Below are 17,429 nucleotides of genomic sequence, written 5' to 3'. Positions count from 1 at the left end.
CGGAGTACGTTCACTTCGATACGCTCAAAACAAAGGCAACCTGGCACGAAGCCAATCCCACTTGCTTGGTGGAATTGTCAGGTATTTGTCGTAGTTTGACTGATCGGTCAAGTCGATGTAGCGAACCACGCTGCCCTCATAATTCAAGGGCTGATGAAAACTCTTTCCGTGATACCAGTTCACGGAGAAATATCGTCTGGCCAGGAGTTCGCCATTGTCACTGAAAACCCGCAGTTCTATTTTGTCATTCGTTCCATTCTGATCATTTCCGCCGGTGCCACACATTGTGAACCGGTATGAAACTCCATCCATGCTTTTTATGCCGCCGTCTAGCGTTTCGGGGCGATCATAAAAATCGCAACGCCCATAGGTGGGCCGATTAAGGTGAATGATCAAGCCGATGCCGATATAGGCAATAATGGCTAGGCCAACGTATCTGATGGTTCTAATCTGCATATCTCACCAAGATCAAGATCGATCGGCTTCTTCAATTTTAGATAGATGGGCTTCGAATATAGCAGGAAGTCCTTGCCGCGTTGATGCCTCTCTCGCCAGCGGTCGTAGTCAGCGTTGTAGACTGGAAAGTAAACGTCGGATTTTCTGAAATTTCTGAACAAGCCTTTTCGTGTGTCTACGGGTTTGTTGATGCTTTTCGCCCAAATATCGATATCGGAATCCCGCTTCGGCGAGCTGGAACTGGTGAGCAGCGAGCCGGGTGCAATGATGACCCCGTGCCTGTTCCAATGTCCCAAATACTGCTTTCCGTTGAATGAGTAATTGTCTTTCACGTAAGCGTAGATGTGCGTGATTTTTCCGACTGCATTGATGCAGTACAAGTTCCCTGATTTCTCGTACTTGAAGTATTTTTCACTCGTAATTTCGACATTCCCTACGGCGATGTAGATGTTGAAGTTGGCCAGTGCTCCCGTCAGATCTGTTGGGGCAAAATTTTCCAGTGTGTCCCAGTTTCTTATCGATAGCATCTGAAATTGCCAATCGTTATGAAATTTGAGTAAGTTGTCGGTTGATTGTGAGGTATTGAAATTGAATGTCGAATTTCTTTCGAGAAGGAGATTTTTGACGAAGGGCTTGATGATATCTATCGCTGTTTTTACGGATCGCCTGCTATAAATGCCGTTCGCAAGGAGATGTTCGAATTTCCTCCGGATGTTGCCAAATTTCAACGTCCAGTCGAGTGTGATGCTGTCGTCATTTAATGGCTGAGGTGACGTTGGGTCGTCATTGTAGGTATGTGCTGCACCCGCAAACCAGATTCGCGCGAGTCTGGCGGAAACCTTCCAGCCAAGATTGTCCATCGCAATGGGTACGTCCTGGAGGTCGAAAGGCGGCGGGTTTTCGCAAACTTCCGACTCTGGTTGCCTTGGCGATTCTTTCGCTATTGCCGGATCGGTTTTCGGCAGCGATCGAGGCGCCACACTTTGCGGCGGAGTCTTCGGCGCGCGAGAAATCGGCTCGGGATGAGCGGGCGGCGGCTTTGCCCCCGGAGCGGGCCGATCGAATGACACGCTTTTTTGAGTATCAAGGGGAATGCATCCTTGAACTCCCTTGTATTCCTTCAACTCCGATCCGAACAACCCTTTCTGCGGCTTGTAGTAAGGCACCTTCTTGACGTCGGCCATCGAATATTCCGCTTGCAACGAATGGCCTGGCATCGTAATGGCAGGCTGCAAGCGGATGAACTGTCAGGTGTTGCCGGAACAGCCCGAAAGGCGAGTGGATAAGGGTAGCGGGCAGAAAGAAATGTGCCGGATTGTTTCATCGAGCATGATGCGGAAGATCGTCCGCGCGGTTGAACAGTCTTCCTGCCGCGTCAACCGCCCAGTTGAGCGGCTGACCGCACCGACGCGACGAGCAGCAGCTTCATCGTCGCGCGCGTTGCCCCGACGAACAGCTTGCGTGCCGCGCGCGCATCGAGCGTATCGAAGTCGATCTCGGTCAGGATCACGCACGGCGCCGATTGCCCCTTGAAGCGGTAGATCGAATCGAGCAGCACGTCGCCTTCGCGATATTCCGGGTTGCCGAACAGATCGTACTTGCCGGTGAAGTGCTTGACCCGGTGCGGCCCGAGCTGGTCGAGCCGCGCGAGCACCGAGTTTTCGCGGCCGCGATACGACAGCACCGCGATGTCCTGCTTGCGGAAGCCGAGCGACAACGCGTGCGTGATCGCGCGCTTGGTCGCGTCGATGCAGGCTTCGGCGAGCGCATCGCCGGAAGCGCCGTCTTCCCCGTATGACGACACCGACGGATCGGAACCGTCGAACGGGCTGCCCGAGCGTAGTTCCGCCGCGAGTGGTTCGACGCGGCCGACGACGTCGCGCACGAATTCAAGCAGATCGCGTGGGCTGCGGTAGTTCGTCATCGCCTTCAGCGTGACCCAGCCGGGCAGCGCGACGGGCTCGCGCAGATAGAGGTTCTGCAGCGGGTCTTCCAGCCACCACCATGCGCCGTCTGGCACCAGCAGGCGCTCCAGCGCCGTCGCCCACGGCGCGTGGAAATCCTGTCCTTCGTCGACGATCAGCACATCGAAGCGCCAGCGTTCCGGAATCGGCGCTTCCGCAAAGCGAGCCTCGAGCCGTTCGAACGCGCCCGGCGCGTCGAAGTCGGGCGTATAGCCGCCGTCGCGGGCCACCCAGTCGCACAGCTGATGGTAGTTCGCGATCTTCGCGCCGGGCGGCGCGATGCGCGCGATGTAGTCGGCGAGCGGCCGGTTGAAACACACGTAGAGCACGCGCTTGTCGGCCGCGACCGCATCGCGCATCACCTGCACCGCGAGCTGTGTCTTGCCCGACCCCGCGGTGCCCGTCACGCGCAGACGGAATGGTGCGAACTCGAGCTGCCGCGCCCACGCCGCGAGCCCGCCCGACAGCCGCGTGACGAGCGTGCCGGCCTGCCCGACGAGTGCGCTCGTGTCGGGCGTGAGCGCCAGCTCGTCCGCGAGGAAATGATGCAGCTTCGCGGCGTTCGGCAATGCGTCGTCGTGCTCGGGCAGGATCTGCAGAATCACCTGCGCGAGCTGCGCCTTGCGTGACGCGTCGACGATGCGATCGGCCGCGACGCCCGCAATCGCCGTCTCGCGGATCGAGTAGTCGGGGCAGTACAGCAGCGCCTCGACGCCGTAGACGCCCGCGCCGAGCGCGGCGGTCAGCCGCCGGTGCAGCGTCTCCTGCGTGCGCGCGAGCTGGATCGGGACGTTGCGCTCCTTCTGCAGGTAGACCTTCACGAGGCCCTTCGGCGTTTCGCGCAGGAAGCCGGCCTTCTGCTCGATCAGCAGCACGCGGCCGGCCGGGCTCACGACGACGAACGCCGCTTCGCCGAACACCGAGAAGCCCTGTTCGGCACGCGTCCAGTGCACGCCGTGGTAGACGGTGTAGCTGTCCGGCAGCGCGTGTTCGAGCGCGGCAAGCGTCTCGCGCTCGCGTTCGGCCGCGCCGGTGGCGGCGAGGCTTTTCCAGTCGTCGGGGATGAGGCGGGCCATGGAGTCGGGCGGCGGATGCCGGTCGTGAACGGGGTTCGGCTATTGTACTGAGGAACCCGTTCACGACTGCCGCGCCGAGCGAGCGTCGGCGATGCGAAGGAGGCGTATCGGCGTGCGGGAATTACCCGCGTGCGAGCCGTTTCGCGAGATCGGCGCTGAGGATCGCCATGCGCGCGGGTTTTTCGTAGCAGACGACGTCGAACGCGCGGATCACTTCGCTGATGTCCACTTCGCTCGCGCGACCTGTGAGCAGGTCGCCCGTCAGCACGAAGATCGGCGCGCTCGGATTGTCGGACGTGCGCACCGCCTTGATCGCGGTGGCGGCCGTGCTGTCGTCGAACAGCCATTCGGTGACGACTGCGTCGAACGCCTGGCCCTGCAGCGCGTCGACGAACGGCGCGAGGCCGTCGAACGTGGCCGTCGAGAAACCCTGCAACTCGAGATAGCGGCACAGCTCGGTCGCGCTGACGCGATCGGGATCGATCACCGCGACGACGAGCTTGTCGCTCTCCGCGCGGCGCGGATAGATCTCGATCTTGTGCACGTCGTATGCGTTCTGGTACAGCACGCCCGTATGGCGCAGCACGCGCCAGCGGCCGTTCTGTTCGTATGCGACGAACTCGGGGCGCGCGCCGGCTTCGAGCGGCGCGCCGATCCAGACGGTGCACGGAATTTCGGCGACGCCGGCGTACAGGACGGCTTCCTGCGAATAGGCGCCGACCATGCCGGGGTCGAGCGTCTGCGCGCCGAACAGTTGAGCGGCGGGCTCGCCGTAGGCTTCGGCGACTTTCTTGATCTGCGCGAGCGTCCAGGGGCTGCTGCCGCGCAGTTTGCGGTGACCTTGCGAAAAGCTCAGGTCGAGGATGCGGCACAGCTCGGTGGTCTGCTGGCGCTTGCCGATGCCGTTGCGGGTCATCAACTCGCGCACGCGCTCGGCAACCGCGAGGGAATCCGTGGTGATTGCTTCAGTGGTCATGCTACGGGAACGGATCGTGACGTTCAGAACGACGCCTTGCGGCAGTCTCGGCGGACAGTCTTGACGACGTCCAGTGGCGAGCCGACCGGCCACGCGCGGAAAAGATAACTTTACCGCAAAACGGCTGTCATTCCATGTCGCGAAAGGTGCGTTTCTGTGAAAGGTGTGTCACGACGTTACGCCTGGCCCCGGGGCGTGCGCCGGGGGCCACTGGCCCGTTTGCAACCTTGCCGCGCGGATTGCGAGGTGCCGGGACACGATTCCTCGCGAGGCGGCCCGTAATCGGGATCGCGCGGCCGACGGAATGCACCAGGGCAGGGCGTATACACGTCCCGGACTGCGGCGTCGTGCCGCCTCGCCGGCGACAAATTTTTACATGACATCGCGCGCCGGGTCGGGCGGAACAGCATCTTATACGCAGATCGTTTGATGGTTTACTCTAATCTCTAACGAGTCTGATACGGATCCTTTTCGAGAGGGCATGAACGCGGCGGGGCACCATGCTACGATTCCCCCGTCTCAAAAAAGCGTTGAAGCGATGCAGAAGAAATTTGTGATGCGCGGGTACGAGATGAACTGCGAACCGCGCGTGACGGAGGACGGCAAGTACGCCGCCCAGGTCGAAGTCACGAAGCTGGGTTTCAGCCGCGAGGCGGCATTCCGCAAGCTGGGCGAATTCGACACGGAAGCCGAAGCCGTCGCCTATGCGAAAAAATTCTCCGAAGAGTGGTTGAGCCGCTACGCGTAGCGCGTCGTCGCCCGTGCAAGACGGGTGCCGGCATGACCAGCAGGCGCCGCATTGTGTGCCACCGGGCCCTGGACGGGGGCCATTCAAAGCGAAAGACACGACGGACGCCCATGCACTGTGTGGACAGCGCGCGCCATCGCGCCATCAAGCCTTGGCATCGCTACTACGTCTGGATCGTCATGTCGAGCGATGTCCCGCGACGTGAACGCGGTCGATCCGCGGATAGCAATGCGCGGCCAGCCCGCATTCATCTCTGATCGTTGTCAATACCCGGGGAAGTTTGTAGATTCATTCCCCGTGTTGTGAGGTATCGTTCGGCAATCGATTGACGGCAACGCAACCGGAGACTGCGAATGACCACCTTGTCCATGCAGACCGCCGTTCACGGTAAAACTGTCCAGGTCATGTTGTCGCTGGAGTGTCGTACCGCCAGAATTTACATCGTCGACGACGAAGCGGGCAGCCATCCGCCGCGTACGATGAGCATCGAACAATACGTCAACGCCGGTATGGCGGACGACGAAATCGCCCGGCATGTGCTCGAAGTCGTCGCGATGTCGATCGAACAGCTTGCGCGGCTTCGGCCATACGACCGCGCGACAGGCGCCAGATTGCGCTATTCACACTGATCACACGGATGCCGGTACGCCGGGATCGCTCCGACCACGTCCTGCAATCATCGCGCCTTCAGCGACGTGAGTTCGAGCCGATAAGCCGTGACCGCACGCCTGGATTCGTAGTCGGCGGTCGTCGACACGTTGCGGCCGACGTCTCGCGACAGCAACCCCTGCAGCGCGGCCACGGCGAAAAAAGTCACGCAGGTCCGGCGTCGCAGGCTTCCAGAAAACCGGTGACGGCGCGGATGCTTTGGGTACGGCAGCCGTTCTTGTGATGCTCCCATCCTGGGACAACCGCATCATTTCTTCCCCTTCGATCAGGTATCAATCGGCGAAGCGACGTAAGGTCCTCGATTGCATGGCGGGCAACGTATTTGTTTGTTTTAAGAAGTGCTAATAGATAGATCGACGCGAATATTCGCTGCCAATACGCGCGATTCGATTTCTGCAACCGAATGCAATCGCCTTACGCCGGCATGTACGTGAACGGCTCGCCATCCTCCCGCTCGACGGACAGCAGCCGCTTGAGTTGATCGAGCGCAAACAACTGCTTTCCTTCTGCCGCCGCTTCGGCTATCGCAGCATCGACGAGTTTCCTCGCCCGCGCGAGAATCACGGATCGCTGACGCGCGATCTCAAGCACCATGCGTTGCTCGACGTTCTGCCGGCTCGATTGCCTGTCGCTCAGGTGACGCCAGCGATCGCGAAGCTCGGCCCAGGTGACGCGCTGAAATTCCGGAATCGCGCGCGGGAGCGTACCTGCTTCCGCGGGTTCGGGCTGCACGCGCAACGCACAGCGCAGCGCTTCGCGGGCGCGCCACTCATCTGAAAACGGTGCATACACGTCGCGCGAGCGACCGATCGGGTGCGCGCGCTCGATTTCCTTCTCGAGCAGGTAAGTCAGCCGCCGCAGCGCGGAGCCGTGCGCGAGCATGGCTGGATCGAGCGCGCGGATCCGGCGCGATGCATCCGCGACGTGAGCCTTCAGTTCCCACAGCGTCAGACGGAGATGCTGCACTTCGAGTATCAGGCGCTGGACGTCTGCATAGGTGCACTGTGTCCACCATTCGGTGAGGTCGTTCAGCTTCGGAGGATCGAATGGGGGGAGGATCATTTTTACCGCAGAGATACTGTATGGATGTACAGTTTATCGCGCGGTAACATAGCGCCGTCAAGGCGAAAAAACGGGGACGGCCCACGGTCGTAATGTCCGGCAGCGCGGCTGCTGCCAGCGGGCATTGCGGCTCGTGCATCGGCTCCGCACGTTCGCCAGCTCCATTCCGAACATCACAGCATGATCCGGTGCGCGCCATCGCGAACGTCGATGGATGTGCCGGATGTATCGACGCCAACCGAGAACAATGACGACAACCTATCCGCTGCACGACGCATTGACGTACGCCGACACGGCGTTTCCCGCCGACGCCGACATCGTGATCGCCGGCGCCGGCATCATGGGCTGCGCGGCCGCGTACTACCTTGGCCTGCGCGGCCTGAAGGCCGTCGTGCTCGACAAGTCGCGCATCGCCGGTCAGCAATCCACTCGCGCGTGGGGCTTCGTGCGGCAGCAGGGCCGCGAGTCCGCCGAAGTGCCGCTGATGATGGCCGGCATGCGGATCTGGGAGGGGCTCGAGCAGGCGCTCGGCTTCGACCTCGAATGGCGGCAGGGCGGTTGCCTTTATATGGCGGACAACGAAGAGGACTGGGCGTCGTTCCAGGCGTGGCTCGCCGTCGCGCGCGAGCACGGGCTCGACACGCGCACGCTGACGCGTGCGGAGATCGACGAGCGTGTGACCGGCCTGTCGACGCAAGCGCGCACGCTCGGCGGGTTGTACACCGCGACCGACGGGCAGGCCGAGCCGCGCCGCGTGGCCGCCGCGTTCGCGGCGCGCGCAATCGAAGCCGGCGCACGGTTCTTCGAAGGCTGCGGCGTGACGGCGATCGAGACGGCCGGCGGCGCGGTCGTCGGCGTCGTGACCGAGCGTGGCGCGATCCGCACGCGGCGGGTGATCTGCGCAGCCGGCGCGACCAGCTTCCGGCTGCTCGACGGTGTCGGCATCCGTCTGCCGCAGCAGGCCGTGCGCGGCACGTGCATGCGCACCAACGTGCTGCCCGACGTATCCGCATCGACGATCTGGGGGCATGGCCTCGGTATTCGGCAACGCAAGAACGGCGCGATCAATCTCGCCGACGACATGCAGGTCGACGTCGACCTGACGCTCGGCCATCTGCGCGGCTTGAGCCTGTTCTGGCCGGAGTTCTGGTCACAGCGCGAGAAATTCCGGTTGCGCCTGAATGCGGCGGCATGGCGCGATGCATGCGTGCGCATCGGCGGCACAACCGGGCCGATCGAGCCGCGCGATCCGCAGCCACAGCCGAATCGCGCGCATGCGCCGCGCGCGCTCGCGAAACTGAAGGCGATTTTCCCCGCGCTGAAGGACGCGCAGATCGTCGAGGCATGGGCCGGCCTGATCGACGTGCTGCCCGACGGGATCCCCGTGATCGACGCGCCCGGCACGCCGTCCGGGCTCGCGATCGCGACCGGGTTCTGCGGGCACGGCTTCGCGATGGGGCCGATCGTCGGGCGGCTGCTGGCCGAATGGGTCGATACGGGCGAGCCGTCGCTCGATCTGTCGGCGTTCCGTGCACGGCGTTTCGCAGACGGAACGATGGTCCGCCCGCGCAGCATGCTGTAGCGGACGGGGCCGCGCGTTCCCGTCGTAGAATCGAGCCCGCATCCTTCAGGAGATTCCCCGTTGGCAACGCCTTCCGCCAAACACCGCTCGTTGCGCGCCCGCCTGCGTCGTGCTCGCAATCCGTGGCAGGCGCCGCGTGCACGCACGCTGTTCACGCGCCCCGCGACCTCGCCGCGGCGCACGCTGCTGTTCCGTCTCGGCGCGGTCGTGATGCTGTGCATGCTCGCGTTTCTCGTGCTGTATCTCGATCGCGACGGTCTGCGCGATTCGACCAAGAGCACGCCGATGAACGTCGCCGATCTCGTGTACTTCACGATGGTCACGGTCGCGACGGTCGGCTACGGCGACATCGTGCCGGTCACGGCGCGCGCGCGTCTGATCGATGCGTTCTTCATCGTACCGATCCGCATCGGTATCTGGTTCATCTTCCTGGGCACGGCGTATCAGTTCGTGATCCAGCGCGTCATCGAGGAATTCCGCATGAAACGCCTGCAGAAGCAACTGTCCGATCACATCGTCGTGTGTGGTTATGGCCTGTCGGGGTCGATCGCCGTGCGCGAACTGCTCGAGAGCGGTGTCGATCCGTCGACGATCATCGTGATCGATGCGCAGCAACAGGCGCTAGAGGCCGCGACGTCGCTCGGCGTGACGGGGCTGCTCGGCGATCCCGCGCATGAAGACCTGCTGCAGCAGGCGCAGGTGCGTGCGGCGAAGGCCGTGATCATCTCGGTGACCGACGATCCGACCGCGATCCTGCTGACGCTGTCGGTGCGCAGCATCGCGCCCGAGACGAAGATCGTCGTGCGGATCCAGGAGAACCTGTATCAGCGGCAGTTGCGGCAGGCGGGCGCGGACGTGATCGTGTCGTCGACGAAGATCGGTGCGCTGCTGCTCGCCGATGCGGTGCATAGCCGCTACATCGTGCCGTTCGTGAACGACATGCTGTCGACGCGCGGGCGGGCGACGCTGCTGGAGCGCGAGGCGTTGCCGCACGAGATCGGCTGCATGACGAACGTCGTGCCGGGCGCGATCATCGTCGGGCTCGATCGCTGCGGGAAGATTCAGTCGTTCTACGAGGATCCGCCGTGCCGGATCGAGGCGGGCGATACGCTGGTCGTGATTCAGTCGGCGCGGATTCCGGATCCGGATGTGTGAGGGTTCTGAGTATCGATACAGGCCGCATCGATCGATATCGGGCCGCGTCGTCGACGGTAGGCATCCGGCGATGGTCTCGCGAAAAAACGGGAGCATGCTTAGGTCGGCGGCTGGCGGATTGAAATGTGCGAGGCCAAACGGGTACGATGAAGACCGGGCCGTCGGTCCGACGATATTCGATTACCGCCTCCGCAGGTGCCAGATGCCATGCACCTGGCCCGGCGGCACCGTATCGGGAAATATTTTGCTCCTGCACCGACTCGACGATCTCCGTAGTATTGCCCAAGATGACTCCACTCCATAGCAATCCGGCTTTCTATCAACTCCTTGCCGACAGTTACGCTCGTCTGCTTGGTCGTCCGTTAGTCCCGCAGGCCATGTCCGTGGTCGAGGCTACCGAATGGCTTTACGAGAGCGCACCGTTCGCGGTGCTTGCACACAATACCGATCGCGATCCGATCTTTATTTACGGCAATAAAGCTGCGCAGCGCCGCTTTGAATATACCTGGGATGAAATCACCCGGTTGCCGTCGAGGCTCTCGGCCGAAGCCCCGGATCGCGAGGAGCGGCGACAGTTTCTCGAGCGCGTACAGCGTTTCGGATACGAGTCAGGTTACAAGGGGGTGCGCATCGGCAAGTCGGGCCGGCGTTTCATGATCGAGGAAGCAACGCTGTGGCAACTGCTCGACGCGAATGGAAAACTCCATGGTCAAGCAGTGGTTATTCCGCGCACGCGCGACATGTGATCCGCGTACCTGCTGCCGAAAGTGCATTCGCCGATGCACCGGTCGAATGTCAATCGGCGACGCCGGCAAGGGCAAGGTGCGCGAGTTTGTCAGGGTTGCGCTGCATGAAGATTCGCAAGATGGATGTGCCGTCGGTCTCGAACGACTGCGCGGATTCGAGGCGACTGCCTATGACGCGCAGCAGTCCCCACTCGCCATTCAGGATGACGAGCCGCGATCTTGCGTCGCCGCCGTAGCGCAGCCAGGTCGCATAGAACAGTTGCGCGATGCGCCGGCTCCCGAGCATTGGCTTCGCGACGCTTTGGACCTTGCCGCCGCCGTCGCCGATCAGCATTGCATCTTCGGCGAGCAGTGCCTGGATCGACGGGAAGTCGCCTTGTGCCGCCGCCCGGGAGAACGCCAGCACCAGTTGGCGGTGCGTATCGCGCGGCACGCTGCGGCGCGGCCGGTCGTCATCGCGCAGTTGCGTCTTGGCCCGGCTGACAAGTTGTCTGCACGCGGCTTCGGTCTTGCCGATCGCATCGGCGATCCGGTCGTAGCCGATGTCGAAGACCTCATGCAACAGGAAAGCCGCGCGCGCTTCCGGTGTCAGTCGTTCAAGCAGCGCCAGGAACGCGACCGACACGTCGCTCGCGCGCTCGGTCATTTCCTCAGGCGTCGCAGGCGAGCCGCCGAGCTCGGGTTCGGGCAGCCAGATACCTGCGTAGTCCTCGCGTCTGATCCTCGCCGCGCGCAGGCGGTCGATCGACAGCCGCGTCGTGACCGCGACGAGCCACGCCTCGGCGTTGTCGATCTCGTCGCTTGGCGATTCGTGCCAACGGAGCCACACATCCTGCACGATGTCCTCGGCATCCGCGACGGAGCCGAGCATCCGGTACGCGATCTTTTGCAGGCGCGGGCGAAGCACGTGGAAGGTCGGTGCGTCGTCTTTCACGAATCCTCCGTCGAAGTCGAGGTCAAGGGCCTGCTCCGGAAACTCCGGGGCGCGTCGGATTTCGTTGGACGTGGCGCTGTATGACGTGCCGGAATGCTCCCTGCCGTGTTGTGACGTCGTGCTACCGCACTATGCAGCGCAACGTTCCGGCGAATCCATGACGCTGTCCGTCGTGAACCGATCCGCGTCATTCAGATCGAGCGCCCGGACATGCTCGGTCATGAAATCCACAAAGACGCGCACGCGTGTTGGCAGATGCTGTCGGCTGAGATAGCAAATGTAATGACCGCGGTTTGTTGCGACATGTTGCGTCAGCGTCATGACGAGCTCATTGCGCCTGACGTAGCCCCAGATCTGGTGGGCTGGCATCTGCGCAATGCCGCGCCCATCGAGGACGGCTTTCAGCACGAGGTCCGCGTCATTGAAAGTCAGCTTGGAGGTCGGCAGATACTTTCGAATCTGGCCTGCCGTCTCGAACTCCCAATTGATTACGCGGCCCGTAGCGGCTCTCGTGTTGATGCAGTCGTGTTGCCGCAGCTCATCGAGCGTCGTCGGCAGGCCTCGCTTCTGGGCATATGAACGCGCAGCGCACACGATCATCTGCATCGGTATCAGCCGCTTTGCGATGATGCTCGAGTCCTCGAGATAGCCATCACGAAATGCGACATCGATCTGATCGGCGGCAAAATCCGCAGGCTTGTCATCGAGAAGCAACTCGACCGAGATATCGGGGTACGCCTCGGAAAATTTCAGCAGCAGTGGTGCCACGACATTTCGACCAAAGCCGTTGGCCGAAGAAACGCGAAGGGTACCGCTCGGGGGGCCATGACGGAGCTCGAGCATGTCGTTCATTGCTTCCGCGATGTGGGTCACCCCAAGTTTGCAGTTCTCGAAGAAACGCTCGCCTTCCCGGGTCAGGCTGGTGGTTCGCGTCGTCCGGAGGAACAGACGTGTGCTCAACTGCTCTTCGAGCCGCTGAACGTTGCGCGAGACGGCCGAGCGTCCGATGCCAAGCCGTTCGCCGGCCTTCGCGAAGTTTCCCTCCGTGGCGACTGCCATGAACACGATGATCCCTGCGTAGCTTGTCGCAAAACAATTCGACAAGTAATCGGCGTGAATTGGCATGCCAGGGCGGAAGCCACCCAGCGACATATTCATTTGATTCATTGTTGGCTCCAAAGCTAATACACTCAGAACCGCCGAGGTTCCATTCCAATCGCGTTCGCGATACGCCTGCCGACGCAATTCAAGGATACGCGTGCATGGCCATAAGACAATTCTTCAACGGGTTGGTAGTGCCTTCCATATGGGCGGCGACAACTAATACCAAAGTATGGGGCTACCATGCCAGGAAGTAAGGCGGGCAATGTCTGATGGCGAAGAGGGCGTCGCGCGGGACCGTGTGTTGCGGGCCACCCGGCCCGGTATGGCCACATTCCCGGTCGAGCGAGGGCCGAACTATTGAATTGATTTCGCGCGAGTGCTCCGGGCCCGCTTTCCGGTCAGGTGAGTGAAATTCCCCCGTCGACTCGCAGGTTGACGCCAGTGATGAAGGTGCTTTCGTCGCCAGCGAGGAACAGGGCGGCATTGGCGATTTCTTCGGTGCGCCCAAGTCGGCCGAATGGAACAGCGCCCGCCATGACGGCTTCGAAAGCAGGACGATCCTGTGCTGTAATGCCGAGCTTTCCGAGGATCGGGGTGTCTGTCGGGCCCGGGCTGATGACATTCACGCGGATTCGGCGCTCCTTGAACTCCAGAGCCCAGTTGCGTGCGAATGCTTCGAGCGCCGCCTTGCTTCCGGCGTAGACGGTATGTCCGTCCAGCACCTTGCCGCTGGCAATGGAGCTGACCAGGACAATCGAACTGTTGTTGCCAAGTAATGGCGCAATCTTCTGAACACCGAAGAAGGCTGCCTTGGTATTGGTTGCGAACTGTGCGTCGTACTCATCGACCGAGACCTGATCGGACGGCGCAATCACGTTCATGCCGGCGTTGGCTACGTAGATGTCCGCGTTGCCGAAGCGTTCGGCAACCAATGTTGCAACGCGTTCGTGTGTCGCGAGGGCCGTGAGGTCGCCGGTAATGCCGGTGGCGTTCCTGCCCAGGCGTGCAGCCGCCTCGTCCACGGCGGCAGCGCGGCGGCCGACGATGACGACACTGGCGCCTTCTTCGGCAAAGCGTGCGGCGATGGCGAACCCGATGCCGCTGTTTGCGCCGGTGACGACTGCAACCTTTCCTGCAAGCTTGTTCATGAGATGGTCGGTTGGGAGTTGATTCGTTCGAGAATCTAAACGCGGCGCATTTCTTCGACCAGTCCTACAATGAGCGCATCATCAGTGCCACTTTGTCATCAATGACAATTGAACGTCTGCATGGCCTGTCGGCCTTCGTTCGCGCGGTGGAGGCCGGCTCCTTTACCGGTGCTGCGAAGCTGCTCGGCACGACGCCATCGGCGATATCCAAGAGCGTCGCCAGGTTGGAGGCGCGCCTTGGCGCCAAACTGGTCCATCGATCAACGCGTTCGTTCGAGTTGACCGAAGAGGGGCGGGCATATTACGGACGAATCGCGCTGCATCTACGCGGGCTGGAAGAGGCCACGGAAGTGCTGACGGCACCGTCTGCAGCAGCGGGGACGCTTCGAGTCAGCATGCCGAGCGATCTGGGCCGGACGCTGCTGCCGGCAATCACGTCAAAACTGATGCCACGCCATCCCAAGCTCAAGCTCGATGTCGGTCTCGGCGACCAGCATGTCGACCTCGTGCGGGACGGTTTCGATGTGGCGCTGCGAGTTGGGCATGTGGCTAACGGCAACCTGTTCGCCAGGCCGCTGACTGAATTGCCGCTGGTTCTGGTGGCTTCCCCGGCTTACCTGGCTCGGTTCGGTATCCCGGTCACCGCGTCGGATCTTCCGCAGCACCGCCATGTGCGGTACATGCTGGCCAGGCAAGTGACGCCGATCATGTTTGCCGACGGCGATTACTTGCCGCGCGACGGTTCGTTCGATTCCGACAGCGGGGAGGCGATGAGAATCGCCGCTGTCCATGGCCTGGGCATTGCTCAGATGCTCAGGCTGGCCGTGCAGGCCGAACTCGACGCTGAACGGTTGCGTCTGGTATTGCCGGACATTCCGTTGAGATCCATACCCGTGCAGGCCGTGCATGCATTTGGCCGACGTCCGCCGGTCAGAGCCCGAATTTTCCTTGACTTCGTTGCCGCGGAACTTGCTGCGCGTGCGCTTTAGCCGCTCAGTGAGTGGGTGGCATGGAAGCAAGGTTCGGACTGGTGTCCGGGCGACAACATAGTAAGCACCGTTGCAGTACTACCCGCACGCCATGCCGTGCCTTACGATCTGCTGCAAGAAATCCCTTGGTGCTTTCGTATTATCGATTCATTCCGTCATCGAGCGCGGTAGGTGAGCGTTCCGCGATGCTTTGGCTTGGTTGGCTCCATATATTGCGTTGCTTTTAAAGCGGGATCTCCGGATGTTATATGGCTACTCTATCAATCGATCCTTGGTCACAGACGATCAATGCGCTGGCGGCATGTCAGGCCGATATTGCGGCACGAACGCATGTCCTTGCGGGTGGTGAGAAAATTCGCCCGAAGAGGGTTCAAGCCCGCTCCTCGCGCGGAGCATCGATACGCTTGATAGAACGTCCGACCTCGACGACGGTTACCGTCGCCTGGAGCGATCCGACTGTAGGTTGTTTCGGAAATCAAACGTGGCGATTGACACGGGCGCGTCACGCCGGAGTTTGTGCAATCAGTGGGCGACTGATCGGATGTGGAGAGGAGATATATCGGCCAATGTGTCGGCCTATTCCCGTGAACGCCAAGGCGATGATTTTGGCCGAGGTGGTTGCGAAATTCGGTTGGCGAGAGGGATGGAATTCATTGCCTGCACATTTGATGAACATGGGCTGATTCGGGCGTTCATCGAGGACGTGTGAAAAAAGTTGGGAAATTCGACCGGTCGAGCGAAGAGTTGATGAGGTGAATGATGCTATCGCATGAATTGATATCCCGATATGGTGCCCTGATTGTCTTTTTGAATGTCCTGGGCTCTTCGCTCGGTTTGCCGTTGCCCGCCATTCCGACGCTGATTACTGTCGGCGCCAGCATTGCCATTGCGAGCAACGCAACCGCTTCGAATTTGTTGCATTTCTCGAGCATACTTGCAGCTGCCGTCCTGGCTGGTGTCGCGGGTGATCTTGTCTGGTTCCAGGGAGGCAAACGATATGGCGAGCGAACGCTTCGAACGATATGCAAGCTGTCGCTATCTCGCGATACTTGCGTGAGAAAGACGGAGCGGTTCTTTGGACGATACGGCGTGCGCGTCATGATCGTTGCACGATTCCTGCCCGGCTTGTCCCTCGTTGCCGTGCCGTTGTGCGGTGCCATGGCCGTCAGATTGCCTTCGTTCATTTCGTACGATTGCGTCGGGGTATGTCTTTGGGCGTTCGTCGGGCTGCTTGCGGGTTCGCTGTTTTCAGCGCAGATCGACGTCATATTCATGTGGGCGGCCCGCCTTGGGTGGCAGGCGTTAATTGTCGGCGTGGCCGTTTTGGCGATTTATGTCCTGTATCGATACTGGCGGCGAAGGCTGCTCGAGAAAGCACTCGAAACAGCGCGAATGAGCGCAGGCGAGCTGCATGCCTTGTTGGCAAGCAACCCGTATCCCGTGATATTCGATATCCGCTCTCCCGAGCGCCGAGTCATCGACCCGTTTGTCATCCCCGGTTCGATTTTTGCCGATGAACGAAAGGCGCATGAAATCGTCAGTGAATTCGGAACCCGTCGGACGATCGTCATCTATTGCTCGTGTCCGGCGGAAGTGTCGGCCGCCTGGATGGCCAAGCGATTGCGAATTGCGGGCGCGCAAATCGCGTTGCCGCTGGCGGGCGGTATCGATGCTTGGCGGACCGCGGGTTTTCATGTCGATCCGATTTAATGGATCAGCTACCGCTGTTTACGGAAACGCCGCATTCTGCGATCGATGCACGGTGAGGGCAGCGATCCGGTAAGGCGAGGGATCTGCATGCGGGCTTTCGGCACGTTATAGGTCCTTTTGTCGCACCGGATATATCTATGCTGACGCCCTAAAACATGCTCAATAAATGCGTGTTTATGAATCTTTCCTGGCGCCCCATCTATTAAGGAGAACAGAAATGCAAGAAACCGTCCTGATTTCCGGCGGCAACTCCGGCATGGGACTATCGACGGCGCTGCTATTGGCCCGGCGAGGATACCGTGTCTTCGCGGGAGCCCGGTCCAGGGAAGGGCTGGCAACGATCCGCAGCAAGGCGAAAGAACACGATCTCCCAATTACCCCGATAACGCTCGACGTGCAGGATACCGCTTCCGTCGCGGCGGCTGTCGACGCTGTGCTGATTTCGGCCGGCCGCTTGGACATCGTGGTGAATAACGCCGGTTATGGTCTGGTGGCGAGCATCGAGGATGGCACCGACGAGGAGTTCGTCCGTCAGTTCGACGTCAATGTCTTCGGCGTGCTCAGGCTCATTCGTGCGGCCGTTCCCGCGATGCGGCAGGCACGGCATGGCGTCGTGGTGAACGTCGGATCGTTTCTCGGAAACATGGGGCTGCCGCTGCTGGCGCACTACAGCGCGAGCAAGTACGCGGTCGAAGGAATCACCGAATCGCTTCGGTGCGAACTCTCGCCCTTCGGCATTCGAGTGCACACGGTGGCACCAGGATTGTTTCGGACCGGCTTCGTGTCTCGCGGCCTGGCCGCCAACCCGCGCACGACCGCACCTGATTCCCCCTATGCCGTTGTGGCCAGCAAGCTGCTGCCGGTGATCGCCAACCGCATCAACGAGGGCCCCGACCCGATCGCTGTGGCGGAAGCCGTTCTCCGCACCATCGAGCAGCCGGATGCGCCAGCTCGCATTCCTGTCGGCGAGGAGGCTCTTTACGCCGACGAGATGAAACGCAGCCTGGCGCCCGCAGCGTTCGAAGCCGCCGTACGCCGCCTCTATGGTCTGGAAGCTCCGGCGTGACGGCGCCGGCTCTCGAGTGATTCGACGGGGGTGGTTTCGATCTG

The 17,429-nt window shown here is 61.3% G+C and carries 18 protein-coding genes; 9 read left to right on the top strand and 9 right to left on the bottom strand.

All coding sequences use genetic code 11. The annotated features are described in order from the left end of the window. Window positions 1–24 precede the first annotated feature (24 nt). From DIE15_RS37445 to DIE15_RS02405, 4 genes are all read right to left on the bottom strand, one after another. Window positions 25–456 (bottom strand): hypothetical protein, encoded by a 432-nt coding sequence (locus DIE15_RS37445; RefSeq protein ID WP_242431915.1) that lies wholly within the window; start codon window positions 454–456, stop codon window positions 25–27. Then, entirely contained in the window at window positions 423–1,640 is a 1,218-nt protein-coding gene (locus DIE15_RS02415) for a DUF6402 family protein (protein ID WP_185734339.1), read from the bottom strand. Before DIE15_RS02415 ends, DIE15_RS37445 begins: the two co-directional genes overlap by 34 nt. Window positions 1,641–1,831: 191 nt before the next feature. Beyond that, window positions 1,832–3,496, bottom strand: coding sequence for an ATP-dependent helicase (locus DIE15_RS02410; RefSeq protein WP_124832275.1), 1,665 nt, complete (start codon window positions 3,494–3,496; stop codon window positions 1,832–1,834). 121 nt (window positions 3,497–3,617) lie between these two features. Next, on the bottom strand, window positions 3,618–4,472 hold the full coding sequence (locus tag DIE15_RS02405) for a helix-turn-helix domain-containing protein (protein ID WP_124832274.1): 855 nt from the start codon (window positions 4,470–4,472) through the stop codon (window positions 3,618–3,620). A 538-nt stretch (window positions 4,473–5,010) separates the two neighbouring features. Between DIE15_RS02405 and DIE15_RS02400 the strand changes: the two genes are divergently transcribed. Together DIE15_RS02400 and DIE15_RS02395 are read left to right on the top strand one after the other, a co-directional pair. Continuing rightward, window positions 5,011–5,220, top strand: coding sequence for a hypothetical protein (locus tag DIE15_RS02400; RefSeq protein WP_006759801.1), 210 nt, complete (start codon window positions 5,011–5,013; stop codon window positions 5,218–5,220). Window positions 5,221–5,573: 353 nt separating this feature from the next. Then, a complete protein-coding gene (locus DIE15_RS02395) occupies window positions 5,574–5,849 on the top strand; it encodes a hypothetical protein (RefSeq protein ID WP_057924847.1) in 276 nt (91 codons plus the stop codon). Between the two features lie 47 nt (window positions 5,850–5,896). Here the strand turns inward: DIE15_RS02395 and DIE15_RS37440 are convergent, their stop codons facing one another. Then, window positions 5,897–6,037 carry a hypothetical protein gene (locus DIE15_RS37440; protein ID WP_260428163.1) on the bottom strand — a complete coding sequence of 47 codons (141 nt, stop codon included), beginning with the start codon at window positions 6,035–6,037 and terminating at the stop codon, window positions 5,897–5,899. Window positions 6,038–6,303: 266 nt separating this feature from the next. Next, window positions 6,304–6,951: a hypothetical protein gene (locus DIE15_RS02385; RefSeq protein WP_057924848.1), complete on the bottom strand. Its 648-nt coding sequence runs from the start codon at window positions 6,949–6,951 to the stop codon at window positions 6,304–6,306. A gap of 247 nt (window positions 6,952–7,198) precedes the next feature. On the opposite strand from DIE15_RS02385, the gene DIE15_RS02380 reads away from it, so the two are divergent. The 3 genes from DIE15_RS02380 (at window position 7,199) to DIE15_RS02370 (ending at window position 10,434) form a co-directional block, all read left to right on the top strand. Continuing rightward, window positions 7,199–8,533 carry an FAD-binding oxidoreductase gene (locus DIE15_RS02380; RefSeq protein WP_124832273.1) on the top strand — a complete coding sequence of 445 codons (1,335 nt, stop codon included), beginning with the start codon at window positions 7,199–7,201 and terminating at the stop codon, window positions 8,531–8,533. Window positions 8,534–8,593: 60 nt separating this feature from the next. Next, entirely contained in the window at window positions 8,594–9,688 is a 1,095-nt protein-coding gene (locus tag DIE15_RS02375; RefSeq protein WP_057924850.1) for a TrkA family potassium uptake protein, read from the top strand. 287 nt (window positions 9,689–9,975) lie between these two features. Next, window positions 9,976–10,434, top strand: coding sequence for an MEKHLA domain-containing protein (locus tag DIE15_RS02370; protein ID WP_057925162.1), 459 nt, complete (start codon window positions 9,976–9,978; stop codon window positions 10,432–10,434). A 49-nt stretch (window positions 10,435–10,483) separates the two neighbouring features. On the opposite strand, the gene DIE15_RS02365 is transcribed toward DIE15_RS02370, so the two are convergent. The 3 genes from DIE15_RS02365 to DIE15_RS02355 all read right to left on the bottom strand — a co-directional run bounded on the left by DIE15_RS02365 (window position 10,484) and on the right by DIE15_RS02355 (window position 13,620). Next, window positions 10,484–11,368 carry an RNA polymerase sigma-70 factor gene (locus DIE15_RS02365; RefSeq protein ID WP_124832272.1) on the bottom strand — a complete coding sequence of 295 codons (885 nt, stop codon included), beginning with the start codon at window positions 11,366–11,368 and terminating at the stop codon, window positions 10,484–10,486. Window positions 11,369–11,497: 129 nt separating this feature from the next. Beyond that, entirely contained in the window at window positions 11,498–12,535 is a 1,038-nt protein-coding gene (locus DIE15_RS02360; RefSeq protein ID WP_057924891.1) for a LysR family transcriptional regulator, read from the bottom strand. A gap of 335 nt (window positions 12,536–12,870) precedes the next feature. Beyond that, on the bottom strand, window positions 12,871–13,620 hold the full coding sequence (locus DIE15_RS02355) for an SDR family NAD(P)-dependent oxidoreductase (protein ID WP_124832271.1): 750 nt from the start codon (window positions 13,618–13,620) through the stop codon (window positions 12,871–12,873). A gap of 11 nt (window positions 13,621–13,631) precedes the next feature. On the opposite strand from DIE15_RS02355, the gene DIE15_RS02350 reads away from it, so the two are divergent. The 4 genes from DIE15_RS02350 to DIE15_RS02335 all read left to right on the top strand — a co-directional run bounded on the left by DIE15_RS02350 (window position 13,632) and on the right by DIE15_RS02335 (window position 17,385). Further along, window positions 13,632–14,609 (top strand): LysR family transcriptional regulator, encoded by a 978-nt coding sequence (locus tag DIE15_RS02350; protein WP_260428162.1) that lies wholly within the window; start codon window positions 13,632–13,634, stop codon window positions 14,607–14,609. Window positions 14,610–14,857: 248 nt separating this feature from the next. Next, complete coding sequence (locus DIE15_RS38100; protein ID WP_082664601.1) at window positions 14,858–15,292, top strand: DUF3331 domain-containing protein; 435 nt, start codon at window positions 14,858–14,860, stop codon at window positions 15,290–15,292. 76 nt (window positions 15,293–15,368) lie between these two features. Beyond that, a complete protein-coding gene (locus tag DIE15_RS02340; protein ID WP_057925164.1) occupies window positions 15,369–16,319 on the top strand; it encodes a VTT domain-containing protein in 951 nt (316 codons plus the stop codon). A gap of 217 nt (window positions 16,320–16,536) precedes the next feature. After that, on the top strand, window positions 16,537–17,385 hold the full coding sequence (locus DIE15_RS02335; protein WP_124832270.1) for an SDR family oxidoreductase: 849 nt from the start codon (window positions 16,537–16,539) through the stop codon (window positions 17,383–17,385). Window positions 17,386–17,429 lie beyond the last annotated feature (44 nt).

This window comes from Burkholderia sp. Bp9031 (assembly GCF_003857965.1).
GTDB lineage: Bacteria > Pseudomonadota > Gammaproteobacteria > Burkholderiales > Burkholderiaceae > Burkholderia > Burkholderia ambifaria_A.
The sequence above is the reverse complement of the archived record's forward strand: the minus strand, read 5'-3'. Positions and strand labels throughout refer to the sequence as shown.

What these genes read in the sequence shown, in the direction of transcription:
- DIE15_RS37445 (WP_242431915.1), bottom strand. Translation starts at nt 456, where the DNA reads ATGCAGATTAGAACCATCAGATACGTTGGCCTAGCCATTATTGCCTAT.
- DIE15_RS02400 (WP_006759801.1), top strand. Translation starts at nt 5,011, where the DNA reads ATGCAGAAGAAATTTGTGATGCGCGGGTACGAGATGAACTGCGAACCG.
- DIE15_RS02405 (WP_124832274.1), bottom strand. Translation starts at nt 4,472, where the DNA reads ATGACCACTGAAGCAATCACCACGGATTCCCTCGCGGTTGCCGAGCGC.
- DIE15_RS02410 (WP_124832275.1), bottom strand. Translation starts at nt 3,496, where the DNA reads ATGGCCCGCCTCATCCCCGACGACTGGAAAAGCCTCGCCGCCACCGGC.
- DIE15_RS02340 (WP_057925164.1), top strand. Translation starts at nt 15,369, where the DNA reads ATGCTATCGCATGAATTGATATCCCGATATGGTGCCCTGATTGTCTTT.
- DIE15_RS02395 (WP_057924847.1), top strand. Translation starts at nt 5,574, where the DNA reads ATGACCACCTTGTCCATGCAGACCGCCGTTCACGGTAAAACTGTCCAG.
- DIE15_RS38100 (WP_082664601.1), top strand. Translation starts at nt 14,858, where the DNA reads ATGGCTACTCTATCAATCGATCCTTGGTCACAGACGATCAATGCGCTG.
- DIE15_RS02370 (WP_057925162.1), top strand. Translation starts at nt 9,976, where the DNA reads ATGACTCCACTCCATAGCAATCCGGCTTTCTATCAACTCCTTGCCGAC.
- DIE15_RS02335 (WP_124832270.1), top strand. Translation starts at nt 16,537, where the DNA reads ATGCAAGAAACCGTCCTGATTTCCGGCGGCAACTCCGGCATGGGACTA.
- DIE15_RS02380 (WP_124832273.1), top strand. Translation starts at nt 7,199, where the DNA reads ATGACGACAACCTATCCGCTGCACGACGCATTGACGTACGCCGACACG.
- DIE15_RS02385 (WP_057924848.1), bottom strand. Translation starts at nt 6,951, where the DNA reads ATGATCCTCCCCCCATTCGATCCTCCGAAGCTGAACGACCTCACCGAA.
- DIE15_RS02355 (WP_124832271.1), bottom strand. Translation starts at nt 13,620, where the DNA reads ATGAACAAGCTTGCAGGAAAGGTTGCAGTCGTCACCGGCGCAAACAGC.
- DIE15_RS02415 (WP_185734339.1), bottom strand. Translation starts at nt 1,640, where the DNA reads ATGGCCGACGTCAAGAAGGTGCCTTACTACAAGCCGCAGAAAGGGTTG.
- DIE15_RS02360 (WP_057924891.1), bottom strand. Translation starts at nt 12,535, where the DNA reads ATGAATCAAATGAATATGTCGCTGGGTGGCTTCCGCCCTGGCATGCCA.